Raw genomic sequence first — 22,040 nt, forward strand, 5'->3', positions numbered from 1 at the left:
AACTTTATGCGCACCTTATTAGGATTAGCGTTGCTAACCGCAACAAGCAGCTTACCTGCAAATGCTCAGGAGCAAAGCCCTGAGATTGAAAAGTTTATTCAGCAGCAGGTAGAACAGCACCAACTTGACGAAGAGCAAGTTCGCCAATGGCTATTGACTGCCCAGAAAAACGACGAGGTTCTTGAAGCCATTCAACGTCCATGGGAAGCCAAGCCCTGGTACCAATACTACCCTATTTTCTTAACTGAAAAACGCTTAGAAGCGGGCGTTAAGTTCTGGAAAAAACATAAAGAAACGCTGGAACGTGCAGAAGCTGAATACGGAGTACCTGCTCAAATCATAGTTGCAATCATTGGCGTCGAAACCTTTTACGGCAATTATATGGGGAAATATTCCGTTCTGGATTCACTCTACACTTTAGGTTTCCATTATCCTCCTCGTTCAAATTTCTTCCGTTCCGAACTTAGCGAATTCTTTCAGTTAGCAACTGAAGAAGGTTGGGACGTAGCCGAAGCTAAAGGTTCCTACGCTGGCGCTATGGGTTTCGGTCAGTTTATTTCTTCCAGCTATCGGCATTACGCAGTCGACTTTGACAACGACGGACAGAGAGACATCCTGACGAATCCGGTCGATGCTATTGGTAGTGTGGCTAATTATTTTGCAGAACATAAATGGCAGCAAGGCCAACCCGTGGCACAGCCTCTTGGTAATGAACAAGACTGGAAAGCGTTAGTCAGCGACGGTATGAAACCCAATACCACGCGTTCCGAAATTAAGCGTAAAGGCTATGAGCTTCCGCAGCATCAGGCGGTTAATGATGACACCGAAGTTAGGGTATTTGAGTTTGAAACAAAAGACGCTTATGAATACTGGCTGGGATACGACAACTTCTATGTCATTACCCGGTATAACCATAGTCCACTTTACGCGATGGCTGTCTACCAGTTTAGCGAGCAACTGAAAAATGAAATGCAGTAATTTATCAACCATAATGCTGAGCGTGTTTTTGCTCAGTAGTTGCTCCAGCGGTCCCTCCGGCCGATACTCTCAGCATGAAGACAGTGCTCCGACTCGTTTACCTACTGAGTCGGAGTTACGCAGTGCCGTTCCCGTACATGAGCCTATCAGTCCTCAGGGTAATCGGGACTATCGGGTACTAGGCAATGACTATAAGGTAATGGACAGTGCGGTAGGGTATGTCGAGGAAGGTTATGCCTCCTGGTATGGTAATAAATTTCACGGACATCTGACTTCGAATGGTGAATATTATGATATGTACAGTATGTCAGCGGCTCATACTCGGTTACCTCTGCCTACTTATGTAAAAGTCACTAACTTGAACAACGACCGTACCGTTACTGTTAGGGTAAATGATCGCGGACCATTCCATCCTGAACGTATTATCGACTTGTCATTTGCGGCAGCTTATAAGTTGGGTATGCTGGATAGTGGTACAGCCCCGGTTAGGGTTGAAGCCATTAATTTAAAGACTCCAATGCGAGTCGAAGAGCAATCTGCCCCGAGAAGCCAATCGAATTATCATATTCAATTGGTTGCTTCATCAAATATTAACCGTTTATCGCAGTTAAAACACAACCTACCGCCCAAGTTCCAGGAAATTGCAACTACTGAGAAAACGGATGGTCTACATAAATTAATGCTGGGTCCGGTTTCAGAAGAGCAAAGCTACGACTTACTCGAGCAAATACGATCTTCCGGATACCCTAAAGCTTTTCGCGTAAAGGCGGCGCAAAGTCAGACGGATACTCCTGACGCTGTGCAACAAAACTGATATAATTCGGCCTCTTTACGCATTTGATTCACTTTTTGACCGATAAGATAAAGATAATCCCAATGAAAAAAATTTGTCACCTTTTTACCGCCGTAACCCTATTATTCAGCTCAGCAAGCTTCGCCGCTCAATCATTAGTTCCCGATGCGCCGTCGGTTAATGCGAAAGCCTATATCCTTATCGATCACACTACTGGCAAAGTGTTAGCAGAAAATAATTCCAATGAAAGTCTGCCTCCGGCCAGCCTGACCAAAATGATGACCAGCTATATTATTGGTAAAGAAATGCTAGCTGGACGCATTAGCGAGAAGGATATTGTTACTGTCAGCGAAAATGCCTGGGCCAAAAATTTCCCTGAATCATCCAAAATGTTTATCGAAGTTGGCAAAGAGGTCAGTGTTAAAGACCTAAACCGTGGCATTATTATTTCCTCTGGTAACGACGCCTGTGTCGCAATGGCTGAACATATTGCAGGAAGCGAAGACGCTTTCGCCGGCTTAATGAACAATTATGCTGAACAAATAGGCATGGAAGACAGTCATTTTGCAAACAGTCACGGTCTGCCTGATTCAGAGCAATACGTCTCCGCTCGTGATATGGCCACGTTAGCAAGTGCTTTAATAAATGAGACTCCTGAAGAATATAAACTCTACGCAGAAAAATCTTTTACCTACAATAATATCAAGCAATACAATCGCAACTCATTGCTATGGGATCGGAGTTTGAATGTCGATGGCATTAAAACCGGCCATACTAATGAAGCGGGTTATAGTCTGGTTTCTTCGGCAGTTGAAGATGGAACCCGATTAATTGCTGTGGTTATGGGTACTAACAGTGAACAAGCGCGTAAAGTTGAAAGTAAAAAACTACTTAATTACGGGTTCCGTTATTTCGAAACCGTCAAAGCGTACTCTGCCGGTGAAAGCTTCATTTCCCAACGTATCTGGGGTGGTGATTTAGATGAAGTCGAGCTGGGCATTAGTGAAGATGTCGTTATTACCTTACCTAAAGGTCAACGTGATAAATTAAAAGCTAACTTTGAGCTTGATGAGCAGCTACAGGCACCGCTTTCCAAAGGTCAACACGTAGGCACAGTTTACCTTCAGCTAAACGGCGAAGATGTTGCTTCGTTTCCGCTAGTAACTCTGCAAACGGTCGAAGAAGGTGGGTTCTTCAAGAAAATGATGGACTATATAAAACAGCAGTTTACCGAAGAATAAAGGTTTAGATAGATGCAAAAAACTCGTTTTGACGAACTGGTCGACTTTCCCTGTCACTTTACTTTTAAAGTGATGGGGGTTGCTAGTGAAAGCCTTCCTGACCAGGTCGTAGAAGTTTTACAAGAGCATGCTCCGGGCGACTACAGTCCTTCTGTAAAGCCCAGCAGCAAAGGTAACTACCATTCAATTTCTGTTGCTGTGCGTGTTGAAAGCCAGCAGCATATCGAAATACTGTATCGTTCACTGTCAGATATCGAGGACGTTCGCTACGTTCTGTAGTCATAGGGCTAGCCGTTATTGCTGACAAACGTTATAATGACGGCATGAACGATACCCTAATTATCCGTGAATTGGGCAGGCAGCCATACGAACCCGTATGGCATGCTATGCAGGAATTCACTGACCAACGCGACGAACAGACTGCCGACGAACTGTGGGTGGTAGAGCACGATCCTGTCTTCACTCAAGGACAAGCTGGTAAAGCTGAGCATATCCTCGCTCCGGGTGATATTCCGGTTATTCAGGTTGACAGAGGCGGGCAGGTTACCTATCACGGTCCAGGTCAGCTCGTTATCTATTTTCTTCTTAATATCCGTCGTCTTAATTATGGTGTCCGTCAGCTGGTTAATCACATTGAAAACACCGTAATTGAAACCCTTTCCGACTACGAAATTGATGCCAAAGCGCGTCGAGATGCCCCAGGAGTTTATGTCGATGCAGATAAAATCTGCTCTCTGGGACTGCGTATTCGTAAAGGCTGTTCTTTCCACGGATTGGCGTTGAACGTCAATATGGATATGGAACCTTTTTCCCGAATAAACCCTTGTGGCCTTTCGGGCATAAAAATGATTCAAACTAAGGATCTCAATGGTCCTGATAGCTTTAGTGAAGCAGCTGATGCAGTGATAAAACACTTTACCAGCTCTCTTTCCTACAGCAACATTCTTCAACAAACGGGACTCGCTCAAGATTATGTCAAAGCCAGTTAGAGTTGAACCTGGTGTCAAAATGCGTGACGCCGATAAAATGGCACTGATACCAGTACAAATTATTCCTACCGAACGCGACCAGATGTTGCGTAAGCCCTCGTGGCTGAAGGTTAAGTTACCTTCTTCAACTGAGCGTATTGATGAAATTAAGCAAGCAATGCGCAGCCATGGTCTGCACTCTGTTTGTGAGGAAGCATCCTGTCCAAATTTACCGGAATGTTTTAATCACGGTACAGCCAGTTTCATGATTCTGGGCGACATTTGTACACGTCGTTGCCCATTCTGTGACGTTGCTCACGGTCGCCCTCTTCCTCCCGATCCGGAAGAAGCTGAAAAGCTGGGCAAAACCATCCGCGACATGAAAGTGAAGTATGTCGTAATTACGTCGGTTGATCGCGATGATTTACGCGACGGCGGTGCTCAACATTTTGCGGACTGTATTCGTGAAATTCGTAAGCACAGTGAGAACAACATTCAGGTAGAAGTGCTGGTACCGGATTTTCGTGGTCGTATGCAGGTTGCGCTCGATATTCTGAAAGGTGAAGCGCCTGACGTCTTTAACCACAACCTTGAGACTGTGCCTCGCCTCTATAAAGCGGCCCGTCCCGGTGCAAATTACCAGTGGTCTTTAGACTTGCTGCAAAAGTACAAGGAAGCGCGTCCGGATATCCGTACCAAGTCGGGACTTATGGTCGGTCTTGGCGAAACCAAAGAAGAAATACTGGAAGTCATGAAAGATCTTCGTGCGCACGATGTCGACATGTTAACTATCGGACAGTATTTGCAGCCTAGCCGCCATCATATTCCGGTAGCGCGCTACGTGCATCCTGACGAATTTGAAGAACTGCGTGTTGCTGGTGTTGAAATGGGCTTTAGCCACATTGCCAGTGGACCACTAGTTCGCTCGTCTTATCATGCTGACTTACAGGCTGCAGGCGAAACCGTACGTTAATTAGGGAAGAATGACCATGAGCCTTTTACTGTGGTGTTTACTCATTGCCGGAGTCTTACCAATTTTGGCTAAGGCACCAGTGGTTTACTTTCAGAACCGGGATAACGGTTATGACAATAAACACCCCAGAGCTCAACAGCAACGGTTACTTGGGCGTGGAGCCCGAGCCGTTGCCGGTCACTATAATGCCTATGAAGCTTTCCCGTTATTTGCTGCGGCTGTATTGGCGGCCTTAGCAACTTCTCAGGTCACCGACCGAATTGAATTTTTAAGTATTTCTTTTATTGTGCTTAGAGTGCTCTACCACATTGCTTATTTAGGCAACTACGACAAGCTTCGTTCACTTATTTGGTTTCTGGCAACACTTTGCCCAGTGTTAATTCTGGCGCAAGTCGCTATTAGCGTCTAAATCAAAGTATCAATTTTTGCGTTTCAGCAATCTTAAGTAGAGTTCGGGCCATATTTGGGTGTCATGCTGCTCCATGGCGGTTCTAATATTAACTGGACGCCATGCTTGCCTGTCATCTACAGAATTACAGGTATCCGCTTTAAAAAGGCCGACAATAGCGTCCTCCGGGCTTCCTAAACGCCACTTCCCTTGCTTCTTAATCGCAATATCTTGCCAGGACCTGAGTTCATCTTTCCACGGCAGGCTTTTATAAATCGCTTTAACCTGCTGCGCCGCATAATCGTTATGAGCTTCAGTTACAATAATATTCAGGCTGTCATGATCGTAATAGCCATAGCAAAACTTCTGGGCGAGTACTTCCGACATTTCGTACTCATCAGCAAACCCAACCCAGTGTCCCAGCTCATGTTGAATAACTGCTTCTGAACTGTCAGCAGTTAAAGTCAATGTCTGACTATTGGCACTGGCAATACCCTCTTCGGCTAATAGCACTTGCTTATCAAATTGCTGTTCGGAATGACAATTTGCACGTTTTCTCTGCGTATCGGTTACACAAGATAAGTTTTCATCCAAAGTATAGCTAACGCACCAATTCTGAGTATCAAAAGGTGCATTTTGTACTGCGGACAAAAAGTTAAGATAGCGTAGCTTTTCGCCGGAGTCAGCAGCAACAACATTAATTTCCATATTGCATTGCGCGCTTGGCTTATAGCGTTCAATCAGCCCAAACTGACTCTGCAACCAAGAGTCTTTCGAGTTTACCCAGCGATGCATCCATTCGTGCATAGAAATGTTTTGATCGGCTAGCTCAGCGGTAGCCACTTGCCTTTGAGCCTCTGGGTCGCCAGCATCAGCGGCCAGTTCAAGCCAGACGGCATTTGCTCCTGGAAATTCGTTGATTAAGCTTTCTATGGCTGGAAAATAATGCTGCTTTGCCGACCGCTGCCACCAATAATAAGCAGCGGTACGATTATTAAGTTTCCAGTGGTGATTTGCCAGTTGGTGTTGCGCTTTCGTATTACCCTGATGTGCTAACCAGCTCCTTTCTTGTTGTTGGTTATAAATCTGATGAGACCACCCACTTAGAGCAAGTAAAAACAACACAATTAAGAGCCTGACTTTCACTCCTTTTCTCTTTAGCGACTAAGTAACGATTCACGAATGCGGGTTAATTCCACCGACGCATAACGGTGTTCAACGAAGGCATACACATTGGTCATTAAAGCCAATTTAAAGTAGTTAACTGCCTGTAATTGCTCGCCTTTCATTTGCATGTACTTGCCAAGATAAAAATAGGCTTCGCACAAACGTTCAGTCAGCTTTTCCGACTCCCCTAAGTTACGAGTCATACGTTGTAAAAACTCTTCTTCAGAAAGTTTTCCCGCATAAAGCTGTACAATCTGATAACCCCAGTCGGACTTATCCAGTTTCTCAGCGTTTTGCTCAAGGCTTTTTTGTGCCAACGCGGCATCATTTTCATGTTCGGCGAGAAACAGCCAAATAACACGGTAAGGGTCATCGGGTTCTTTTTCCAGGTGGTATTCTAAGTCTTCCTGAGAGAGTTTCGTTCTGGCATCGTAATATTCGGCAATACCTCTGTTTAAATAGGCATAACGATGTTCAGGGTTTAGTTCAATTGCGGAATCAAAGGCTTCGTAGGCGTAATCAAACTCTTGCAATTGCGTATATTGAATACCTAAAAAATTATACGCATCCGCCAGCCTCGGGTTATATTCTAAAGCCCGGGTAAAATCCATTCTGGCAAGAGTTCTTAAACCGACAGCGTCATATAACGCCCCGCGACGGTAATATAGCTCTCCGCGCTGTTCCTCCGTTAAATTTTCTCTTAGCATCTGCCCAATGCGCGCCAGTTCAATTTCATAACGAAACTCTGCGCGTTCAGGCTCTGCAAGCACTACAGTATCAGGTAACTGATTAAATGAACTTTGCGAGGCACAGCCCGTCATGGCACCTAATAACAACAAAGCTCCTATGAACCTAACACCTCTGCGCTCTTGCATAATTTTATCCTTAAATAAACACTGGCCTCTATTACAGCACATTCAATGCCATTCAGGCAAAAAGCAGACATAAAAAAACCCCGTTTTCACGGGGTTTTTAACAAAGCTGAAAAAATCTTTACAATTATTCTTCGCTTTTGCTTTCTTCTTCAGCTGCAGGCTCTGCCGGCGCTTCTGTTGCTGGTTCTTCTTTTTTCTCAGCGGCTTCTTTCATGCTTAAACGTACTCGACCCTGGCGGTCAATTTCCAGTACTTTAACCGGAACAACATCACCAACTTTCAGGTATTCGTTTACGTCGTTAACACGCTCTTCTGCAATTTGAGAAATGTGAACTAAGCCATCTTTACCTGGCAGAACAGTAACAAATGCACCGAAGTCTACGATACGCGCTACTTTACCCTGGTAAATTTTACCGACTTCAACGTTAGCCGTTAACTGCTTGATTTTCTCAATCGCGGCATCGGCATCGGCCTGGTCGCTTGCTGCAACTTTAATAGTACCGTCATCACCAATCTCAATGTTGGTATTGGTTGACTCCGTCAGCTCGCGAATGACTGCGCCACCTTTACCGATAACGTCTTTGATCTTGTCCTGATCAATTTTGATGGTGGTAAAGCGAGGTGCATAAGTAGACAGTTCTTCACGGTGACCGCCAATAGCTTCGTCCATCACTTTCAGAATGTGTAAGCGAGCTGATTTAGCCTGCGCTAATGCACTTTCCATGATGTCGCGAGTAATGCCGTCAATTTTAATGTCCATTTGCAGCGCAGTAATACCATCGGTGTTACCAGCTACTTTAAAGTCCATATCACCTAAGTGATCTTCATCACCAAGAATATCAGACAGAACAACATGCTTGTCGCCTTCTTTAACCAAGCCCATAGCAATACCCGCTACAGAAGACTTGATTGGTACACCCGCATCCATCAACGCCAGTGAAGAACCACAAACGGAAGCCATAGAGCTTGAACCGTTTGATTCAGTTATCTCTGAAACCACACGAATGGTGTATGGGAATTCGTCGTGGCTAGGCATAACCGCCTGAATACCACGTTTAGCCAAACGACCATGACCAATTTCACGACGTTTTGGTGAACCAACCATACCCGTTTCGCCAACACAGTATGGAGGGAAGTTATAATGCAGCATGAAGCGATTGGTGTTCATACCGGTCAGCTCATCAATCATCTGAGCATCACGATCGGTACCTAAAGTTGCAGTTACCAACGCCTGAGTCTCTCCACGGGTAAACAATGATGAACCGTGAGTACGCGGTAATACACCAGTAGCCACACTAATAGCACGAACCATATCAGGGTCGCGGCCATCAATACGCTTTTCACCGGCAATAATACGGCTACGGACAATGTCACTTTCCAGGTCATGGAAAATTTTGCCAGCTTCTTCTAAATCGACATTTTCATCTTCAGCAGTCAGCTTCTCGACCATCTGCTCTTTAACCTGGTCAAGCTTACCTTTACGTTCTGCTTTGTCGGTAGTGCGGTAGGCTTCGCCAATACCTTGCTCTGCCAATTCACGTATTTTGGTCTGTAAGCTTTCATCTTTTGCAGGTGCCTGCCAGTCCCACTTCTCTTTGCCTGCTTCTGCAGTAAATTCAGTAATGGCTTTAATAACGTCCTGCATTGCTTCGTGACCGTACATAACGGCACCAAGCATTTGGTCTTCAGACAGCAATTGAGCTTCTGATTCAACCATTAAGACAGCTTTATCAGTACCGGCAACCACCAGATCCAGTTTCGAGTTTTCTAACTCATCTGCGGTTGGGTTTAATACGTATTCATCGTTCACGACACCAACACGAGCTGCGCCAATTGGGCCTGCGAAAGGAACACCAGAAATAGACAGCGCTGCTGAAGTACCAATTAAGGCAACAATATCAGGATTAATTTGAGGGTTTACAGAAACAACAGTTGCAACAACTTGCACTTCGTTCATGAAACCATCAGGGAATAACGGGCGAATTGGACGGTCGATTAAACGACAAGTCAGAGTTTCATTTTCGCTTGGACGGCCTTCACGCTTAAAGAAGCCACCTGGAATTTTACCGGCTGCGTAAGTTTTCTCTTGGTAATTTACCGTTAATGGAAAAAAGTTTTGCCCTTCGCGAGCTTCTTTTTTCGCGACCACAGTCACTAAAACTGTTGTGTCATCGATGCTGGCAAGTACAGAGGCAGTCGCCTGACGTGCTATTACGCCAGTTTCTAATGTGACTGTATGCTGACCGTACTGAAATTGTTTAGTTATTGGATTCACGTTGCTTTCCTTTACCTTCAAAATATAGAGTATCCGGATTGATACTCGTCTTCTCTCTTTATTTATCTCACCGCATAGTATAGGGGAATTGTGACGAAATTAAGACCCATAAACCTAAAAAAGAATACAAAAAAAGGGCCTGAAGGCCCTTTTTATTTTATTCTTTTCAGAACGTTTGTCTTAGCGACGGATGCCAAGACGTTCTACGATAGCTACGTAGCGTTTTTCGTCTTTACGCTTCAGGTAATCAAGAAGCTTACGACGGCGGCTAACCATACGTAACAGACCACGACGTGAGTGGTGATCTTTCTTATGTTCTTTAAAGTGATCTTGTAATTCAGCCAGGTTTTTAGTTAAAAGCGCAACTTGCACTTCAGGAGAACCGGTATCGTTCTCGCCTTGGCCAAATTCTTTTAAAATCTCAGCTTTCTGTTCAACAGTTAGTGACATGATAACTCCTAAGTTTTGTCAAAATGATCGACGCCAATCACTAATTCAGCATCGATATGAAGGCGGCGATTATACTCGTCACCCGCCATAAAAACAACTATAAATCCACATGCTCTCGTGCAATAACGCGGCGCGGCCATAATTCCGCATTTTTCACCCGTCCAACGCCAAGAAATAGCGAGTTTTCAGTCGTAACCCGCCATTCTTCTGCTTCATTACCATTTTGCTCAGGTAAAGGAATGGGCTGTCCATGCAAAAAGTCGCGAGTTTGCTCTTGAGTTACTGTTACCACGGGCAATTCGCCCAGTAATAAATCAGCCGGATGCAATAACGCATCCAGAGCTTCATAGCCCTCTTCTGCTATCGCTTCCAGTTGTTCCAGAGTCACCATAGCGGCTTCTGCTATGTCAGCCACTGCGTTACGGTGTAACATGGAGACGTGAGCACCACAGCCTAGTAACTGACCCAGGTCATCAACTAAAGTACGAATATAGGTGCCTTTGCTGCAACTCACTTGCAGGGTCACTTTATTGTCCTGAATACCAAGCAGTTCGATAGAGTGGACGGTGATTGTGCGCGTTTTTTTCGGTACTTCAATGCCTTGTCGCGCATAATAATATAATGGACGACCTTCGTGCTTCAGTGCCGAATAAATAGAGGGGGACTGTTCCTGTTCACCAATAAACTGCTTTATTGCGTTAGCAACAGTAGCAGCATCGACTGCAACAGGCTTTTCCTCTACAACTTCACCTTCGGCGTCACTGGTGGTTGTTCTTACCCCCAGCGTAGCTTCAACCCGGTAGGCTTTATCGGCATCCAACAAATATTGCGAGAACTTAGTCGCCTCTCCCAGACAAACTGGCAGAATACCGGTTGCCAGAGGATCCAGCGCACCAGTATGACCAGCTTTTTGTGCATTATACAGGCGCTTAACACGCTGCAGGGCATGGTTTGAACTCATGCCCTGCGGTTTATTCAATAATACTACGCCCGTGACAGCACGGCCTTTGCGTAGACGAGCTTTAGACATTAATCGTCTCCGCTGTTTTCGCTGCTTTTCTTATCTCGTTCACGAGCTTCCGCAACCAATTTGCCCATACGAATCCCCTCGTTTAAAGAGGCGTCGTGCTGAAATTTTAGTTGCGGAACAATGCGTGCTTTGATGCGTTTACCCAATAAAGAGCGAATGAAACCTGAGGCTTCATTTAACACTTTTAACGCCTGTTTTATTTGCTCAGGGTCATCTTGGAAAAAGGTAACAAACACTTTGGCATAAGCTAAATCACGAGAAACTTCCACGTCGGATACTGTGACCATGCTAACGCGAGGATCTTTTATCTCGCGTTGCAGGATCATAGCGATTTCTCGTTGTAGCTGGTGCCGTACCCTTTCGGTACGGCTAAACTCTTGAGCCATAAATTCCTGTGTCCTTGATTACAGCGTACGTTCAATCTGAATGGTTTCGAAGACTTCGATCTGATCGCCTTCTTTGACATCGTTGTAGTTCTTAACGCCGATACCACATTCCATGCCGTTACGAACTTCCTGAACATCGTCTTTAAAGCGACGTAATGATTCCAGCTCACCTTCGTAGATAACAACGTTATCACGCAACACGCGAATTGGAGCTGAACGCTTCACCACACCTTCAGTAACCATACAACCAGCTATGGCACCAATCTTAGGTGACTTGAAGACATCACGAACTTCGGCCAAACCAATAATCTGCTGTTTAAACTCAGGCTGCAGCATACCGCTCATTGCCGCTTTAACTTCGTCAATTAAGTCGTAAATAACGCTGTAATAGCGTAAGTCGACATTTTCCTGTTCAACCAGTTTTCTGGCTGCAGCTTCAGCACGAACGTTAAAACCAACAACAATGGCATTTGAGGCACTGGCCAGAGAAATATCGGTCTCGGTGATACCACCAACGCCGCTACCAATGATGTTCACTTTCACTTCATCGGTTGACAGTTTGGTTAAGGCATCAGAAATCGCTTCCAGTGACCCTTGTACATCAGACTTCAGGACGATATTAAGCTCGGCAACATCACCTTCAGCCATGTCCGCAAACATGTTTTCCAGTTTCGCTTTCTGTTGCTTAGCTAATTTCACGTCACGGTATTTACCCTGACGATAGTTAGCAACTTCACGCGCTTTACGCTCGTCTCTTACAACCGTTGCTTCATCGCCTGCCTGAGGGACACCGGACAGACCCAGTATTTCTACAGGAATAGATGGACCCGCTTCTTTAATTTCTTTACCGGTTTCGTCGCGCATCGCACGAATACGACCATATTCAAGTCCGCACAGTACAACATCGCCCTGCTTCAACAGACCGCGCTGAACCAATACTGTTGCTACCGGGCCACGACCACGATCCAGACGTGATTCAACCACAATACCTGAGGCCATCCCGGTTTTCTCTGCACGTAAATCCAGTACTTCAGATTGCAGCAAGATAGCTTCTAGCAGCTCATCAATGCCTTCACCAGTGTGAGCCGACAGTGGAATAAACTGTACGTCACCACCCCAGTCTTCAGGGATAACTTCCAATTGCGACAACTCGTTCTTCACACGATCGGGGTCAGCGCCTTCTTTATCCATTTTGTTGATAGCAACAACCAATGGAACGCCAGCTGCTTTCGCATGCTGAACCGCTTCTTTGGTTTGCGGCATAACACCGTCATCTGCTGCAACCACCAAAATAACAACGTCTGTTGCGCCTGCACCACGTGCACGCATAGAAGTAAAGGCGGCGTGTCCCGGAGTATCCAGGAAAGTCACCATGCCATGACCGGTTTCAACGTGGTATGCACCAATGTGCTGAGTAATACCACCCGCTTCGCCAGATGCAACTTTGGCCTTACGAATGTAATCCAGCAAAGATGTTTTACCATGGTCAACGTGACCCATAACCGTAACGACCGGCGCACGAGGTGCTTCTTCACCGCCTTCCTGACGGTCAGAAAGCACTTCTTCTTCCAGCGCATTATCTTTTACTAATGCAGGTTTATGACCCAACTCTTCAACCACCAGGGCGGCGGTGTCCTGATCAAGAATCTGGTTAATGGTGACCATCTCGCCCATTTTCATCATTGTCTTGATAAGGTCACTGGCTTTAACCGCCATACGGTTAGCAAGTTCACCAACGGTAATGGTCTCACCAATTTTCACATCACGTTCAACTGGTTGAGCTGGTTTATTAAAGCCCTGTTGCAGCGACGAGCCGCGACGAGCACCTTTACGACGCTTCTCGCGGCGTGGAGTCTCATCACTTTCTTCATCTTTACGACGACGTTTCTTACCGCGTTTACGGCTTTTACGTTCTTCATCAAAGTCTTGTGCGTCTTCAGCTTCTTGAGCGGTAGATGACGTTGTAAAGTGCACGTCTTCTTTTTCTTGCTGTTTACGTTTTTGCTCTTCTTCTTCCCAGCGTTTTGCATTCTCTTCCGCCAGTTTACGAGCTTCTTCCGCTTGCGCTTCCGCTTCTTTCTCTGCTTTCTTACGAGCTTCTTCTTCCTGTTGACGCTTCAATTTTTCGGCATCGGCTTTCGCTTTGTCTGCCGCTTCACGTTCTTCAGGTGTCATTGCAGCACGCTTTTCAGCTTCTGCTTTTTGACGCTCTTTCTCTTTTTCTTTGCGCAGCTTTTCTTTTTCAGCTTTTTCTTTCTCAGCCTTTTCGCGTTCTGCTTTAGCCTTGGCTTCCGCTTCTTTACGCTGCTGCTCTTCTTCGCGCTGTTTTTCTTCTTCGCGAAGCTTCGCTTCTTCCGCTTCTTTCTCTTGTGCTAAGCGCTCTTGTTCTTCACGTTCCTGCTCTTCGCTTGCTGAACGTTTCACGTAAGTACGCTTTTTACGCACTTCTACCTGAACGGATTTAGAATCTCTTCCACCGCCAACGCTTAACGTACTTTTTGTTTTACGCTTTAAAGTCATTTTGCTGGGTTCAGAGCTGCCGCCACCGCCGTGCTGACGATTCAAGTGAGCCAGTAATTTCTGTTTCTCTTCTTCGTTAACAGAATCACCCGCTTTCTTGGTCATGCCCGCTTCAGCGAACTGCTGAACCAGACGATCAACTGTTGTACCGACATCTGTGGCCAGCTTATCGAGCGTTACTTCTTCCATAGTCTGTTGTACCTCCGCTGATCGTTCTACTGTTCTTCATTGAACCAGCAAATATTGCGAGCTTTCATAATTAAATCGCCAGCCTGCTGTTCATTTAATTCTTCAATATCGGCTAAGTCGTCAACACCCTGTTCCGCTAACTCTTCCAAAGTTGTCACGCCTTTGCTGGCTAATACATAAGCCAGGTGACGCTCCATTCCTTCCAGGTTTAACAGTGTGTCATCTGGTTCAGCCGATTCCAGAGATTCTTCTGTAGCCAAAGCTTTCGTGGTTAAATAAGCACGCGCTCTGCCACGTAATTCTTCTACGATATCTTCGTCCATTCCTTCAATATCAAGGAATTCTGCAACCGGAACATAAGCCACTTCTTCAAGTGAAGAGAAGCCTTCGTCAACCAGTACATTTGCAAAATCTTCATCGATATCTAAAGTCGACACGAACAAGTTCAATAGACGCTGAGTTTCAGCTTCATTTTTCTCATTGAACTCATCTTCGGTCATAACATTCAGCGTCCAGCCGGTTAGCTGGCTGGCCAGGCGAACATTCTGTCCACCTTTACCAATGGCTTGCGCCAGGTTATCTGCCGCAACCGCAATATCCATTGTGTGTGCATCTTCATCCACAACTATAGACGCTACTTCAGCAGGTGCCATCGCATTAATCACGTACTGAGCCGGGTTATCATCCCAGAGCACAATGTCTACGCGCTCGCCGCCAAGTTCACCGGATACCGCCTGAACTCGTGCTCCGCGCATACCAACGCAAGCCCCAACAGGGTCTATACGCTTATCGTTGCTCTTAACCGCAATTTTAGCACGCGACCCCGGATCTCGGGCAGCACCACGTAACTCAATCATCTCTTCGCCTATTTCAGGCACTTCGATACGGAACAATTCCAACAAGAAGTTAGGATTAGTTCTGCTTACAAATAATTGTGCACCACGAGCTTCTGGACGAACGTCATAGAGCAAACCGCGAATACGGTCGCCAGGACGCACCGATTCACGCGGTAACATTTCGTCACGATAAATAATCGCTTCTGCGTTATTACCTAAATCCAGAATAACGTGTTCCCGGTTCGCACGCTTAACAATACCGCTGACCATTTCACCCACTTGCTCACGGTATTCATCAACAACCTGAGCTCGTTCGGCTTCACGTACTTTTTGTACAATGACTTGTTTGGCAGTCTGGGTCGTAATACGGTCGAACTGTATCGAATCAATTTGTTCTTCTACGTAATCACCGGCTTGTACAGACGGGTCTTCATATTGCGCTGCTGACAAGCTAATTTCACGGTAAGGATGTTCTAACCCTGAATCCGTGTCTTCAACGACTAACCAACGACGGAATGTATCAAACTCGCCGGTGGTACGATCGATATCAATGCGAACTTCAATATCGCCGTCGTACTTCTTTTTGGTCGCATGAGCCAATGCTGACTCTAACGCTTCAAATATTTTTTCGCGTGGTACTGCTTTTTCGTTTGAAACCGCTTCTGCGACTAACAGTATTTCTTTACTCATGAGTGCTGCCTCGCCAACGCAATCTTTTAATCAAATGCCGGAACCAGGTGAGCGTTTTTCACATCACGCATATTCACCTGAAGAGTATCGTTATCAACGGCAAGGGTCAGTTCTTCACCCTCAACCGCAATCAATTCTGCCTTAAATTTTCTTTTGTTCTTTTGCGCCGCTACTAACTCAAAAGCAACGGTTTCATTTATATAAGGCTGCATTTGTTGGGCATTAAAAAACGGTCTTTCCATTCCCGGAGAGGACACTTCCAGGTTGTATTCAACATTAATAGGGTCTTCAACATCCAGTAGTGAGCTGACCTGATAACTCACGTCTGCACAGTTATCCACACTGATACCTTCCGGATGATCGATATATACCCGTAATGTTGAAAACTTACCGGCGCGAATAAATTCTACGCCCCACAATTCAAAGTCCAGCGCTTCTACCGCTGGGCGAATTATATCGGTTAACCGTTCTTGCAAATTTGCCAATTACTGCCTCCTGAAACAAAAAAAGGGCGCAAGCGCCCAGTGTTCTGGCTATCCTAAGATAGCTAAGGCCGCATAGCAAAAAGCCCCGAGCTGCTGCGGGGCTTTCTGAACACTGGACCCTTTGTCAGTTATTTTAGCAAAAGCGACGCCTTAATGCGAAACGCTGCTACTAAAATTGGTTGCGGGGGCAGGATTTGAACCTACGACCTTCGGGTTATGAGCCCGACGAGCTACCAGACTGCTCCACCCCGCGTCCGAAACTTGTTGCACATTATACGTATTTTTCGTTTATTTTCAACCTCTGAGGCAACAATCAGAGAGCTAATTTTGGTGCAGAAGGCGGGACTTGAACCCGCACGCCCGTAAGAGCACTACCCCCTCAAGGTAGCGTGTCTACCAATTCCACCACTTCTGCAAAATCTTAGTCAATTGGCGGCACGTCAGATTCAGATTCTGACTTATCATCCGCTGGAGGTAACTCTTGCTCTTCAGCCGGAACTGAAAGGTCTGAAAAGTCATTTGACGACTCATCAGTAGAGGTCGATAAGTTACCCAATACCAGGCTCAGAATGAAAAACACTACCGCTAACCCGGCTGTTGCCCGGGTCAGGAAGTTACCTGAACCTGATGAACCAAAAACAGTGTTCGATGCGCCTGAGCCAAAAGATGCGCCCATGTCTGCGCCTTTGCCTTGTTGCAGCATGATAAAGCCAATTAAGACCAAAGCGACAACGAGAAATGCGATCATCAAAATTTCGTACATAATTTTACCCTTGAGCAGCTTGGCAAATAGCAACAAAATCTGATTCTTTCAGACTTGCGCCACCTATCAGGCCGCCATCAATGTCTTTTTGCGCAAATAATTCGGCAGCGTTGTCAGCTTTAACTGAGCCGCCGTACAATAACGGCATTTTCTCACCAATCGCGCCAAGTTGCTCTACCAGTAACGCTCTTAATTTTGCATGAACGTCCTGTGCTTGTTCTGGTGAAGCCGTTTCTCCGGTACCAATTGCCCAAACGGGCTCATAGGCCAAAACAATTTTACCGGCTTGTTCTTTAGGAAGGTTAGCTAAAGCCGCTTTCGCTTGCTGTGCTACAACTTCCCAGGTGTTTCCCTCATCGCGTTGTGCTTTATTCTCACCAACACAAATTACCGCTGTCATACCGGCATTAACAGTAGCTAAGGCCTTCTCATTCACCATTTTGTCGGTTTCTGCGAACAGCTGCCGACGTTCTGAATGTCCCACTAGTACATAGCTAACACCAAACTCTTGTAGCTGTGCGGTTGAGATCTCGCCGGTAAAGGCGCCACCAGTGTGTTCAGATACACTCTGAGCACCAATGGCAATGTCATCGTAATAACATTGATTAGCCAGCTCGCCAATAAGGGTGAACGGAGGACAAATGACTAACTTAACTTGCTGAAGCTGGTTAAGTTTTTCCCGCAAAGCCGCAGACATTGTTTTCGTTAGCTCGCGATTTCCGTTCATTTTCCAATTTGCAATCACTAGTGATGCATTAGGCATAGTTTGTCCTCTACTCCAGAGCGCGGGAATAGTAGCGAAACACTCGCCAACTTACAAGCGAGATTTTCATCACTACCCGCTAACTGTTTAATTTGTAGCCGCTTCGACCTCGTTCGCAATTTGCTGAGCAAAGGCTTTTACCTTAGCTTCGTTCTCGCCCTCAACCATTACGCGAATTAAAGGCTCAGTGCCAGACTTACGTAATAAGACCCGACCAGTGCCTGATAAAGCGTTCTCAACTTCACGAACGACACTTTTCACATTTTCTGATTCCAGCGGCTGTTTATCGCTCTCAAAGCGGACATTAACAAGTACTTGCGGCAGTTTATGAAAGTCGCAGCTCAGTTTCTCCAGAGACTTTTGTTCCTGATACATAGCTGCCAATACCTGTAGGCCTGCTATAATGCCGTCTCCAGTAGTGTGATGCTGACGGTTTATAACATGGCCGGAATTCTCCCCGCCCAGATACCAGTCACGCTTAACCAGTTCCTCAATAACATAACGGTCGCCGACTTTCGCACGAACGAATGGAATACGCCGTTTGTCCAGCTCTTTTTCTAACGCAAAGTTGGTCATTAAGGTACCAACAACACCACCCTGAAGTTGCCCCTGATTCTGCGCCGTAACGGCAAGCATATAAAGAATTTCGTCACCGTCAATGGGGCGCCCGTTTTCAGTCACCATCATGATACGATCGCCATCGCCGTCAAGCGCTATGCCAAGGTCTGCTTTGGTTTCCAGTACTTTATTCTGTAATGCCGTTAAGTGCGTTGCGCCGCACTCTTTATTAATATTGAGGCCATTTGGCTGGGTTCCTATTTCTGTCACTTCAGCACCCAGTTCACGAAACACATTCGGCGCAATGTGGTAAGTCGCGCCGTGAGCACAGTCAACCACTATGTGAAGCCCTTCCAACGTCATTTCGTTAGGGAACACGCTTTTACAAAACTCAATATAACGACCTGCGGCATCATTAATGCGTTTTGCCCGCCCTAACTCTTCCGAAATAACGCAATCCATAGGCTCGTCCAGCAAACGCTCAATTTCAAGCTCTACCGCATCAGGAAGTTTGTGTCCGTTATCAGCAAAGAATTTAATGCCATTGTCATAATATGGATTATGAGAGGCGCTGATTACGATTCCGGCAGCGGCTCTGAACGTGCGTGTAAGATAAGCAATTCCCGGGGTGGGCATTGGGCCCAGGAAGTCCACGCCAACACCAGCAGCGGCTAAACCGGCTTCCAGTGCTGACTCAAGCATATAACCAGAAACCCGGGTATCTTTGCCCACTAATACGCGACTAGTTCCTTTAGCGGCAAGTACGCGCCCGGCTGCCCAGCCAAGCTTTACAGCAAATTCAGGGGTTATCGGGAATTGCCCGACACGTCCGCGCACGCCATCGGTGCCGAAATATTTACGCTCACTCAAAGGTGTTCTCCTTCTATAGTTGCTGCAACCACTTTCATCGCATCAACTGTCTCCTTAACATCATGAACGCGAATTATACGTGCTCCTTTCATAGCTGCAATGGTTGCAGCCGCTAAACTGCCTGCTAAGCGGTCTTTTACTTCACGTCCAGTAACATGACCTATCATGCTTTTTCGTGACATTCCCACCAATAACGGTAACTGCAATTCATGAAACGCCTGCAAACGTTGCAATAACTGATAGTTATGTCGCTGCGACTTGCCAAAACCAAAACCAGGATCCAACCAAATCCTCTCGCGTCCTATACCCGCCTTTTCACACGCTATGACACGCTCTTGCAAAAAAGCTTTAACGTCGCAAACAACATCATCGTAATTAGGGTTGTGCTGCATACTCCGCGGCTCTCCCTGCATGTGCATCAAACACACCTCTGCGCTTGTCGCCGCCAGCGCTTCCAAAGCTCCTTCTTCACGCAAGGCGTTCACATCATTAATTATATTCGCGCCGACTTCTATCGACTCTGTCATGACTTTGGGTTTGGTTGTGTCCACCGAAATAGCAACATCAAAACGCTCTCTTACCGCCTTTACCAAAGGAACGACTCTGTCCAGCTCTTCTTGTTCAGCAACCGAATAAGCACCAGGGCGGGTTGACTCCCCTCCAATGTCCACAATGTCAGCGCCGTCTTTAATCAGCTGTGCAACGTGGTCTATTGCATCATTTAGGCGGTTGTACTCCCCCCCATCTGAAAATGAGTCCGGAGTGACATTAACAATTCCCATAACTCGCAACGGCTTTGGATTTTTCGGCATGGCTTAGCTCCGCTAATAACTGTGTCCTACAAAAAAGCCACCTCTCGGTGGCTTTTTAAAAGAATCAACGTTAAGAAGTTGCATCCCCGGGTTTATCAACATTGATGGGGCGATCCGGACGTTCTTCGGTGTTCTCTGCCTTAGCAGCCCCACCGTCAGAATCATTACCACCACTGTCTCTGTCATCCCAGTCTTTTGGTTGACGAACATCGCGACGGTTCATCAAATCATCAATTTGGTCGGCATCAATAGTTTCATAGCGAACTAATGCGTCCTTCATTGAATGCAAAATATCTTCATTTTCTTCCAGCAATTTTTTCGCGCGCTGGTAGTTACGATCAATAACTGACTTAACTTCTTCATCAATAGCGCGAGCCGTGTCATCTGACATGTGCTTGTGCTGAGTTACCGAGCGGCCGAGGAATACTTCATTTTCATCTTCAGCATATAGCAACGGCCCCATTTTTTCTGAAAGCCCCCACTGGGTAACCATTTTACGAGCAATTTCAGTTGCACGTTCAATGTCATTAGAAGCACCGGTGGTCACTTTATCGTTTCCATAAATAATGGCTTCTGCAAGACGCCCACCGAACAGACTTGAAATCATACTTTCAAGATGCTGTTTACTGTGGCTGACACGATCCTGCTCTGGCAGATACATGGTCACACCCAGTGCGCGGCCTCGTGGAATAATCGATACTTTGTAGACTGGATCATGTTCTGGTACCAGACGACCAACAATGGCGTGGCCGGCTTCGTGATAAGCGGTCATCGCTTTTTCATCATCCGTCATCACCATTGAGCGGCGCTCTGCACCCATCATGATCTTATCTTTTGCTTTATCAAACTCTTCCATTGAAACCACACGCTTGTCGCCCCGGGCAGCAAACAGCGCAGCTTCATTAACTAAGTTCGCTAAATCCGCTCCAGAAAAACCCGGAGTACCACGAGCAATTACTGACGGTTTAACGTCATCACCTAATGGTACTTTACGCATGTGCACTTTAAGAATTTGCTCACGACCACGAACATCCGGTAAACCAACAATAACCTGACGGTCAAAGCGACCCGGACGCAGTAAAGCAGGGTCTAATACATCTGGACGGTTAGTCGCGGCAATAACGATTATGCCTTCATTACCTTCAAAGCCATCCATTTCAACCAGCATCTGGTTCAATGTTTGTTCACGCTCATCGTGACCACCGCCAAGTCCGGCACCACGCTGGCGACCCACGGCATCAAGCTCATCAATAAAGATAATGCATGGCGCAGATTTTTTCGCTTGTTCAAACATGTCACGAACACGGGAAGCACCAACACCAACAAACATCTCAACGAAGTCTGAACCGGAAATACTGAAGAACGGCACTTTTGCCTCGCCGGAAATCGCTTTAGCAAGCAGTGTTTTACCTGTTCCCGGAGGACCAACCATGAGCACGCCTTTGGGGATTTTTCCACCCAGACGCTGAAACTTAGAAGGGTCTTTCAGATAATCCACAAGCTCTGAAACTTCTTCTTTGGCCTCATCGCAACCAGCAACGTCTTTGAACGTTGTTTTTGATTGCTCTTCATTCATCAGCTTGGCTTTGCTTTTACCAAACGACATAGCCCCACGGCCGCCACCGCCCTGCATCTGACGCATGAAGAATATCCATACACCAATTAACAGCAGCATCGGGAACCACGAAATAAAGATAGATGCCAGAATACTCTGCTCTTCCGGCGGAGTACCTTGTGTTTCTACATCGTTTGCCAACAAATCATCCAGAATTTTTGGATCATATTGAGTTGGTACAACGGTTTTATAAGATTGACCATTGCGAGTCATACCTGAAATAGTGCGTCCATCATCACCAAATTCAGCACGACGAATGTTGCCATTATTAACCTGAGATACAAATTCGCTGTATACCATGGTTGATGATGACGTTCCGCTCGGACTGAAGCTCTGAAAAACGCTCATCAGTACGACAGCTATTACAAGCCACAAGATGAGATTCTTTGCCATATCGCTCAAAGCCTATTACCTC

At 46.1% G+C, this 22,040-nt stretch carries 21 protein-coding genes and 2 tRNA genes; 7 read left to right on the top strand and 16 right to left on the bottom strand.

Annotation, left to right across the window (positions count from 1 at the left end):
• Nucleotides 1-6: 6 nt before the first annotated feature.
• The 7 genes from mltB to NJR55_RS09180 all read left to right on the top strand — a co-directional run bounded on the left by mltB (nt 7) and on the right by NJR55_RS09180 (nt 5,362).
• On the top strand, nt 7-978 hold the full coding sequence (gene mltB, locus NJR55_RS09150; protein ID WP_253619670.1) for a lytic murein transglycosylase B: 972 nt from the start codon (nt 7-9) through the stop codon (nt 976-978).
• A complete protein-coding gene (locus NJR55_RS09155; protein ID WP_253619671.1) occupies nt 965-1,792 on the top strand; it encodes a septal ring lytic transglycosylase RlpA family protein in 828 nt (275 codons plus the stop codon). The genes mltB and NJR55_RS09155 overlap by 14 nt, the downstream gene beginning before the upstream one ends.
• A 62-nt stretch (nt 1,793-1,854) precedes the next feature.
• A complete protein-coding gene (locus tag NJR55_RS09160) occupies nt 1,855-3,012 on the top strand; it encodes a D-alanyl-D-alanine carboxypeptidase family protein (RefSeq protein WP_253619672.1) in 1,158 nt (385 codons plus the stop codon).
• A 12-nt stretch (nt 3,013-3,024) separates the two neighbouring features.
• Complete coding sequence (gene ybeD, locus NJR55_RS09165; RefSeq protein WP_253619673.1) at nt 3,025-3,291, top strand: DUF493 family protein YbeD; 267 nt, start codon at nt 3,025-3,027, stop codon at nt 3,289-3,291.
• A 44-nt stretch (nt 3,292-3,335) separates the two neighbouring features.
• Complete coding sequence (gene lipB / locus NJR55_RS09170; RefSeq protein WP_253619674.1) at nt 3,336-4,001, top strand: lipoyl(octanoyl) transferase LipB; 666 nt, start codon at nt 3,336-3,338, stop codon at nt 3,999-4,001.
• Complete coding sequence (gene lipA / locus NJR55_RS09175; protein ID WP_253619675.1) at nt 3,985-4,953, top strand: lipoyl synthase; 969 nt, start codon at nt 3,985-3,987, stop codon at nt 4,951-4,953. Before lipB ends, lipA begins: the two co-directional genes overlap by 17 nt.
• A gap of 16 nt (nt 4,954-4,969) precedes the next feature.
• Complete coding sequence (locus NJR55_RS09180; protein WP_253619676.1) at nt 4,970-5,362, top strand: MAPEG family protein; 393 nt, start codon at nt 4,970-4,972, stop codon at nt 5,360-5,362.
• Nucleotides 5,363-5,371: 9 nt separating this feature from the next.
• Here the strand turns inward: NJR55_RS09180 and NJR55_RS09185 are convergent, their stop codons facing one another.
• The 16 genes from NJR55_RS09185 to ftsH all read right to left on the bottom strand — a co-directional run bounded on the left by NJR55_RS09185 (nt 5,372) and on the right by ftsH (nt 22,027).
• Nucleotides 5,372-6,487 (bottom strand): peptidase, encoded by a 1,116-nt coding sequence (locus tag NJR55_RS09185; protein WP_253619677.1) that lies wholly within the window; start codon nt 6,485-6,487, stop codon nt 5,372-5,374.
• A gap of 11 nt (nt 6,488-6,498) precedes the next feature.
• Nucleotides 6,499-7,383, bottom strand: coding sequence for a lipoprotein NlpI (gene nlpI, locus NJR55_RS09190; RefSeq protein WP_253619678.1), 885 nt, complete (start codon nt 7,381-7,383; stop codon nt 6,499-6,501).
• 124 nt (nt 7,384-7,507) lie between these two features.
• Nucleotides 7,508-9,658: a polyribonucleotide nucleotidyltransferase gene (pnp, locus tag NJR55_RS09195; RefSeq protein WP_253619679.1), complete on the bottom strand. Its 2,151-nt coding sequence runs from the start codon at nt 9,656-9,658 to the stop codon at nt 7,508-7,510.
• Between the two features lie 180 nt (nt 9,659-9,838).
• Nucleotides 9,839-10,108: a 30S ribosomal protein S15 gene (rpsO, locus tag NJR55_RS09200; protein WP_011234216.1), complete on the bottom strand. Its 270-nt coding sequence runs from the start codon at nt 10,106-10,108 to the stop codon at nt 9,839-9,841.
• A 97-nt stretch (nt 10,109-10,205) separates the two neighbouring features.
• Entirely contained in the window at nt 10,206-11,138 is a 933-nt protein-coding gene (truB, locus tag NJR55_RS09205; RefSeq protein ID WP_253619680.1) for a tRNA pseudouridine(55) synthase TruB, read from the bottom strand.
• The gene (rbfA, locus tag NJR55_RS09210; protein WP_034820154.1) at nt 11,138-11,524 is read right to left on the bottom strand and encodes a 30S ribosome-binding factor RbfA; all 387 of its coding nucleotides are present in this window, start codon (nt 11,522-11,524) and stop codon (nt 11,138-11,140) included. Before rbfA ends, truB begins: the two co-directional genes overlap by 1 nt.
• Nucleotides 11,525-11,542: 18 nt before the next feature.
• Nucleotides 11,543-14,233: a translation initiation factor IF-2 gene (gene infB, locus NJR55_RS09215; RefSeq protein WP_253619681.1), complete on the bottom strand. Its 2,691-nt coding sequence runs from the start codon at nt 14,231-14,233 to the stop codon at nt 11,543-11,545.
• 26 nt (nt 14,234-14,259) lie between these two features.
• Nucleotides 14,260-15,759 (bottom strand): transcription termination factor NusA, encoded by a 1,500-nt coding sequence (gene nusA / locus NJR55_RS09220; RefSeq protein WP_253619682.1) that lies wholly within the window; start codon nt 15,757-15,759, stop codon nt 14,260-14,262.
• A gap of 26 nt (nt 15,760-15,785) precedes the next feature.
• The gene (rimP, locus tag NJR55_RS09225) at nt 15,786-16,244 is read right to left on the bottom strand and encodes a ribosome maturation factor RimP (RefSeq protein WP_253619683.1); all 459 of its coding nucleotides are present in this window, start codon (nt 16,242-16,244) and stop codon (nt 15,786-15,788) included.
• Nucleotides 16,245-16,420: 176 nt separating this feature from the next.
• A tRNA-Met gene (locus NJR55_RS09230) sits at nt 16,421-16,497 on the bottom strand.
• A gap of 75 nt (nt 16,498-16,572) precedes the next feature.
• Nucleotides 16,573-16,659: transfer RNA gene (locus NJR55_RS09235), tRNA-Leu, on the bottom strand.
• A gap of 6 nt (nt 16,660-16,665) precedes the next feature.
• The gene (secG, locus tag NJR55_RS09240; RefSeq protein ID WP_034820144.1) at nt 16,666-17,007 is read right to left on the bottom strand and encodes a preprotein translocase subunit SecG; all 342 of its coding nucleotides are present in this window, start codon (nt 17,005-17,007) and stop codon (nt 16,666-16,668) included.
• 4 nt (nt 17,008-17,011) lie between these two features.
• Entirely contained in the window at nt 17,012-17,770 is a 759-nt protein-coding gene (gene tpiA, locus NJR55_RS09245; RefSeq protein WP_253619684.1) for a triose-phosphate isomerase, read from the bottom strand.
• Between the two features lie 87 nt (nt 17,771-17,857).
• Entirely contained in the window at nt 17,858-19,198 is a 1,341-nt protein-coding gene (gene glmM, locus NJR55_RS09250) for a phosphoglucosamine mutase (RefSeq protein WP_253619685.1), read from the bottom strand.
• Nucleotides 19,195-20,010 (bottom strand): dihydropteroate synthase, encoded by an 816-nt coding sequence (folP, locus tag NJR55_RS09255; RefSeq protein ID WP_253619686.1) that lies wholly within the window; start codon nt 20,008-20,010, stop codon nt 19,195-19,197. Before folP ends, glmM begins: the two co-directional genes overlap by 4 nt.
• Nucleotides 20,011-20,080: 70 nt before the next feature.
• Nucleotides 20,081-22,027 carry an ATP-dependent zinc metalloprotease FtsH gene (ftsH, locus tag NJR55_RS09260; RefSeq protein ID WP_011234226.1) on the bottom strand — a complete coding sequence of 649 codons (1,947 nt, stop codon included), beginning with the start codon at nt 22,025-22,027 and terminating at the stop codon, nt 20,081-20,083.
• Between the last annotated feature and the right edge of the window lie 13 nt (nt 22,028-22,040).

This window comes from Idiomarina rhizosphaerae, from assembly GCF_024159085.1.
GTDB lineage: Bacteria > Pseudomonadota > Gammaproteobacteria > Enterobacterales > Alteromonadaceae > Idiomarina > Idiomarina rhizosphaerae.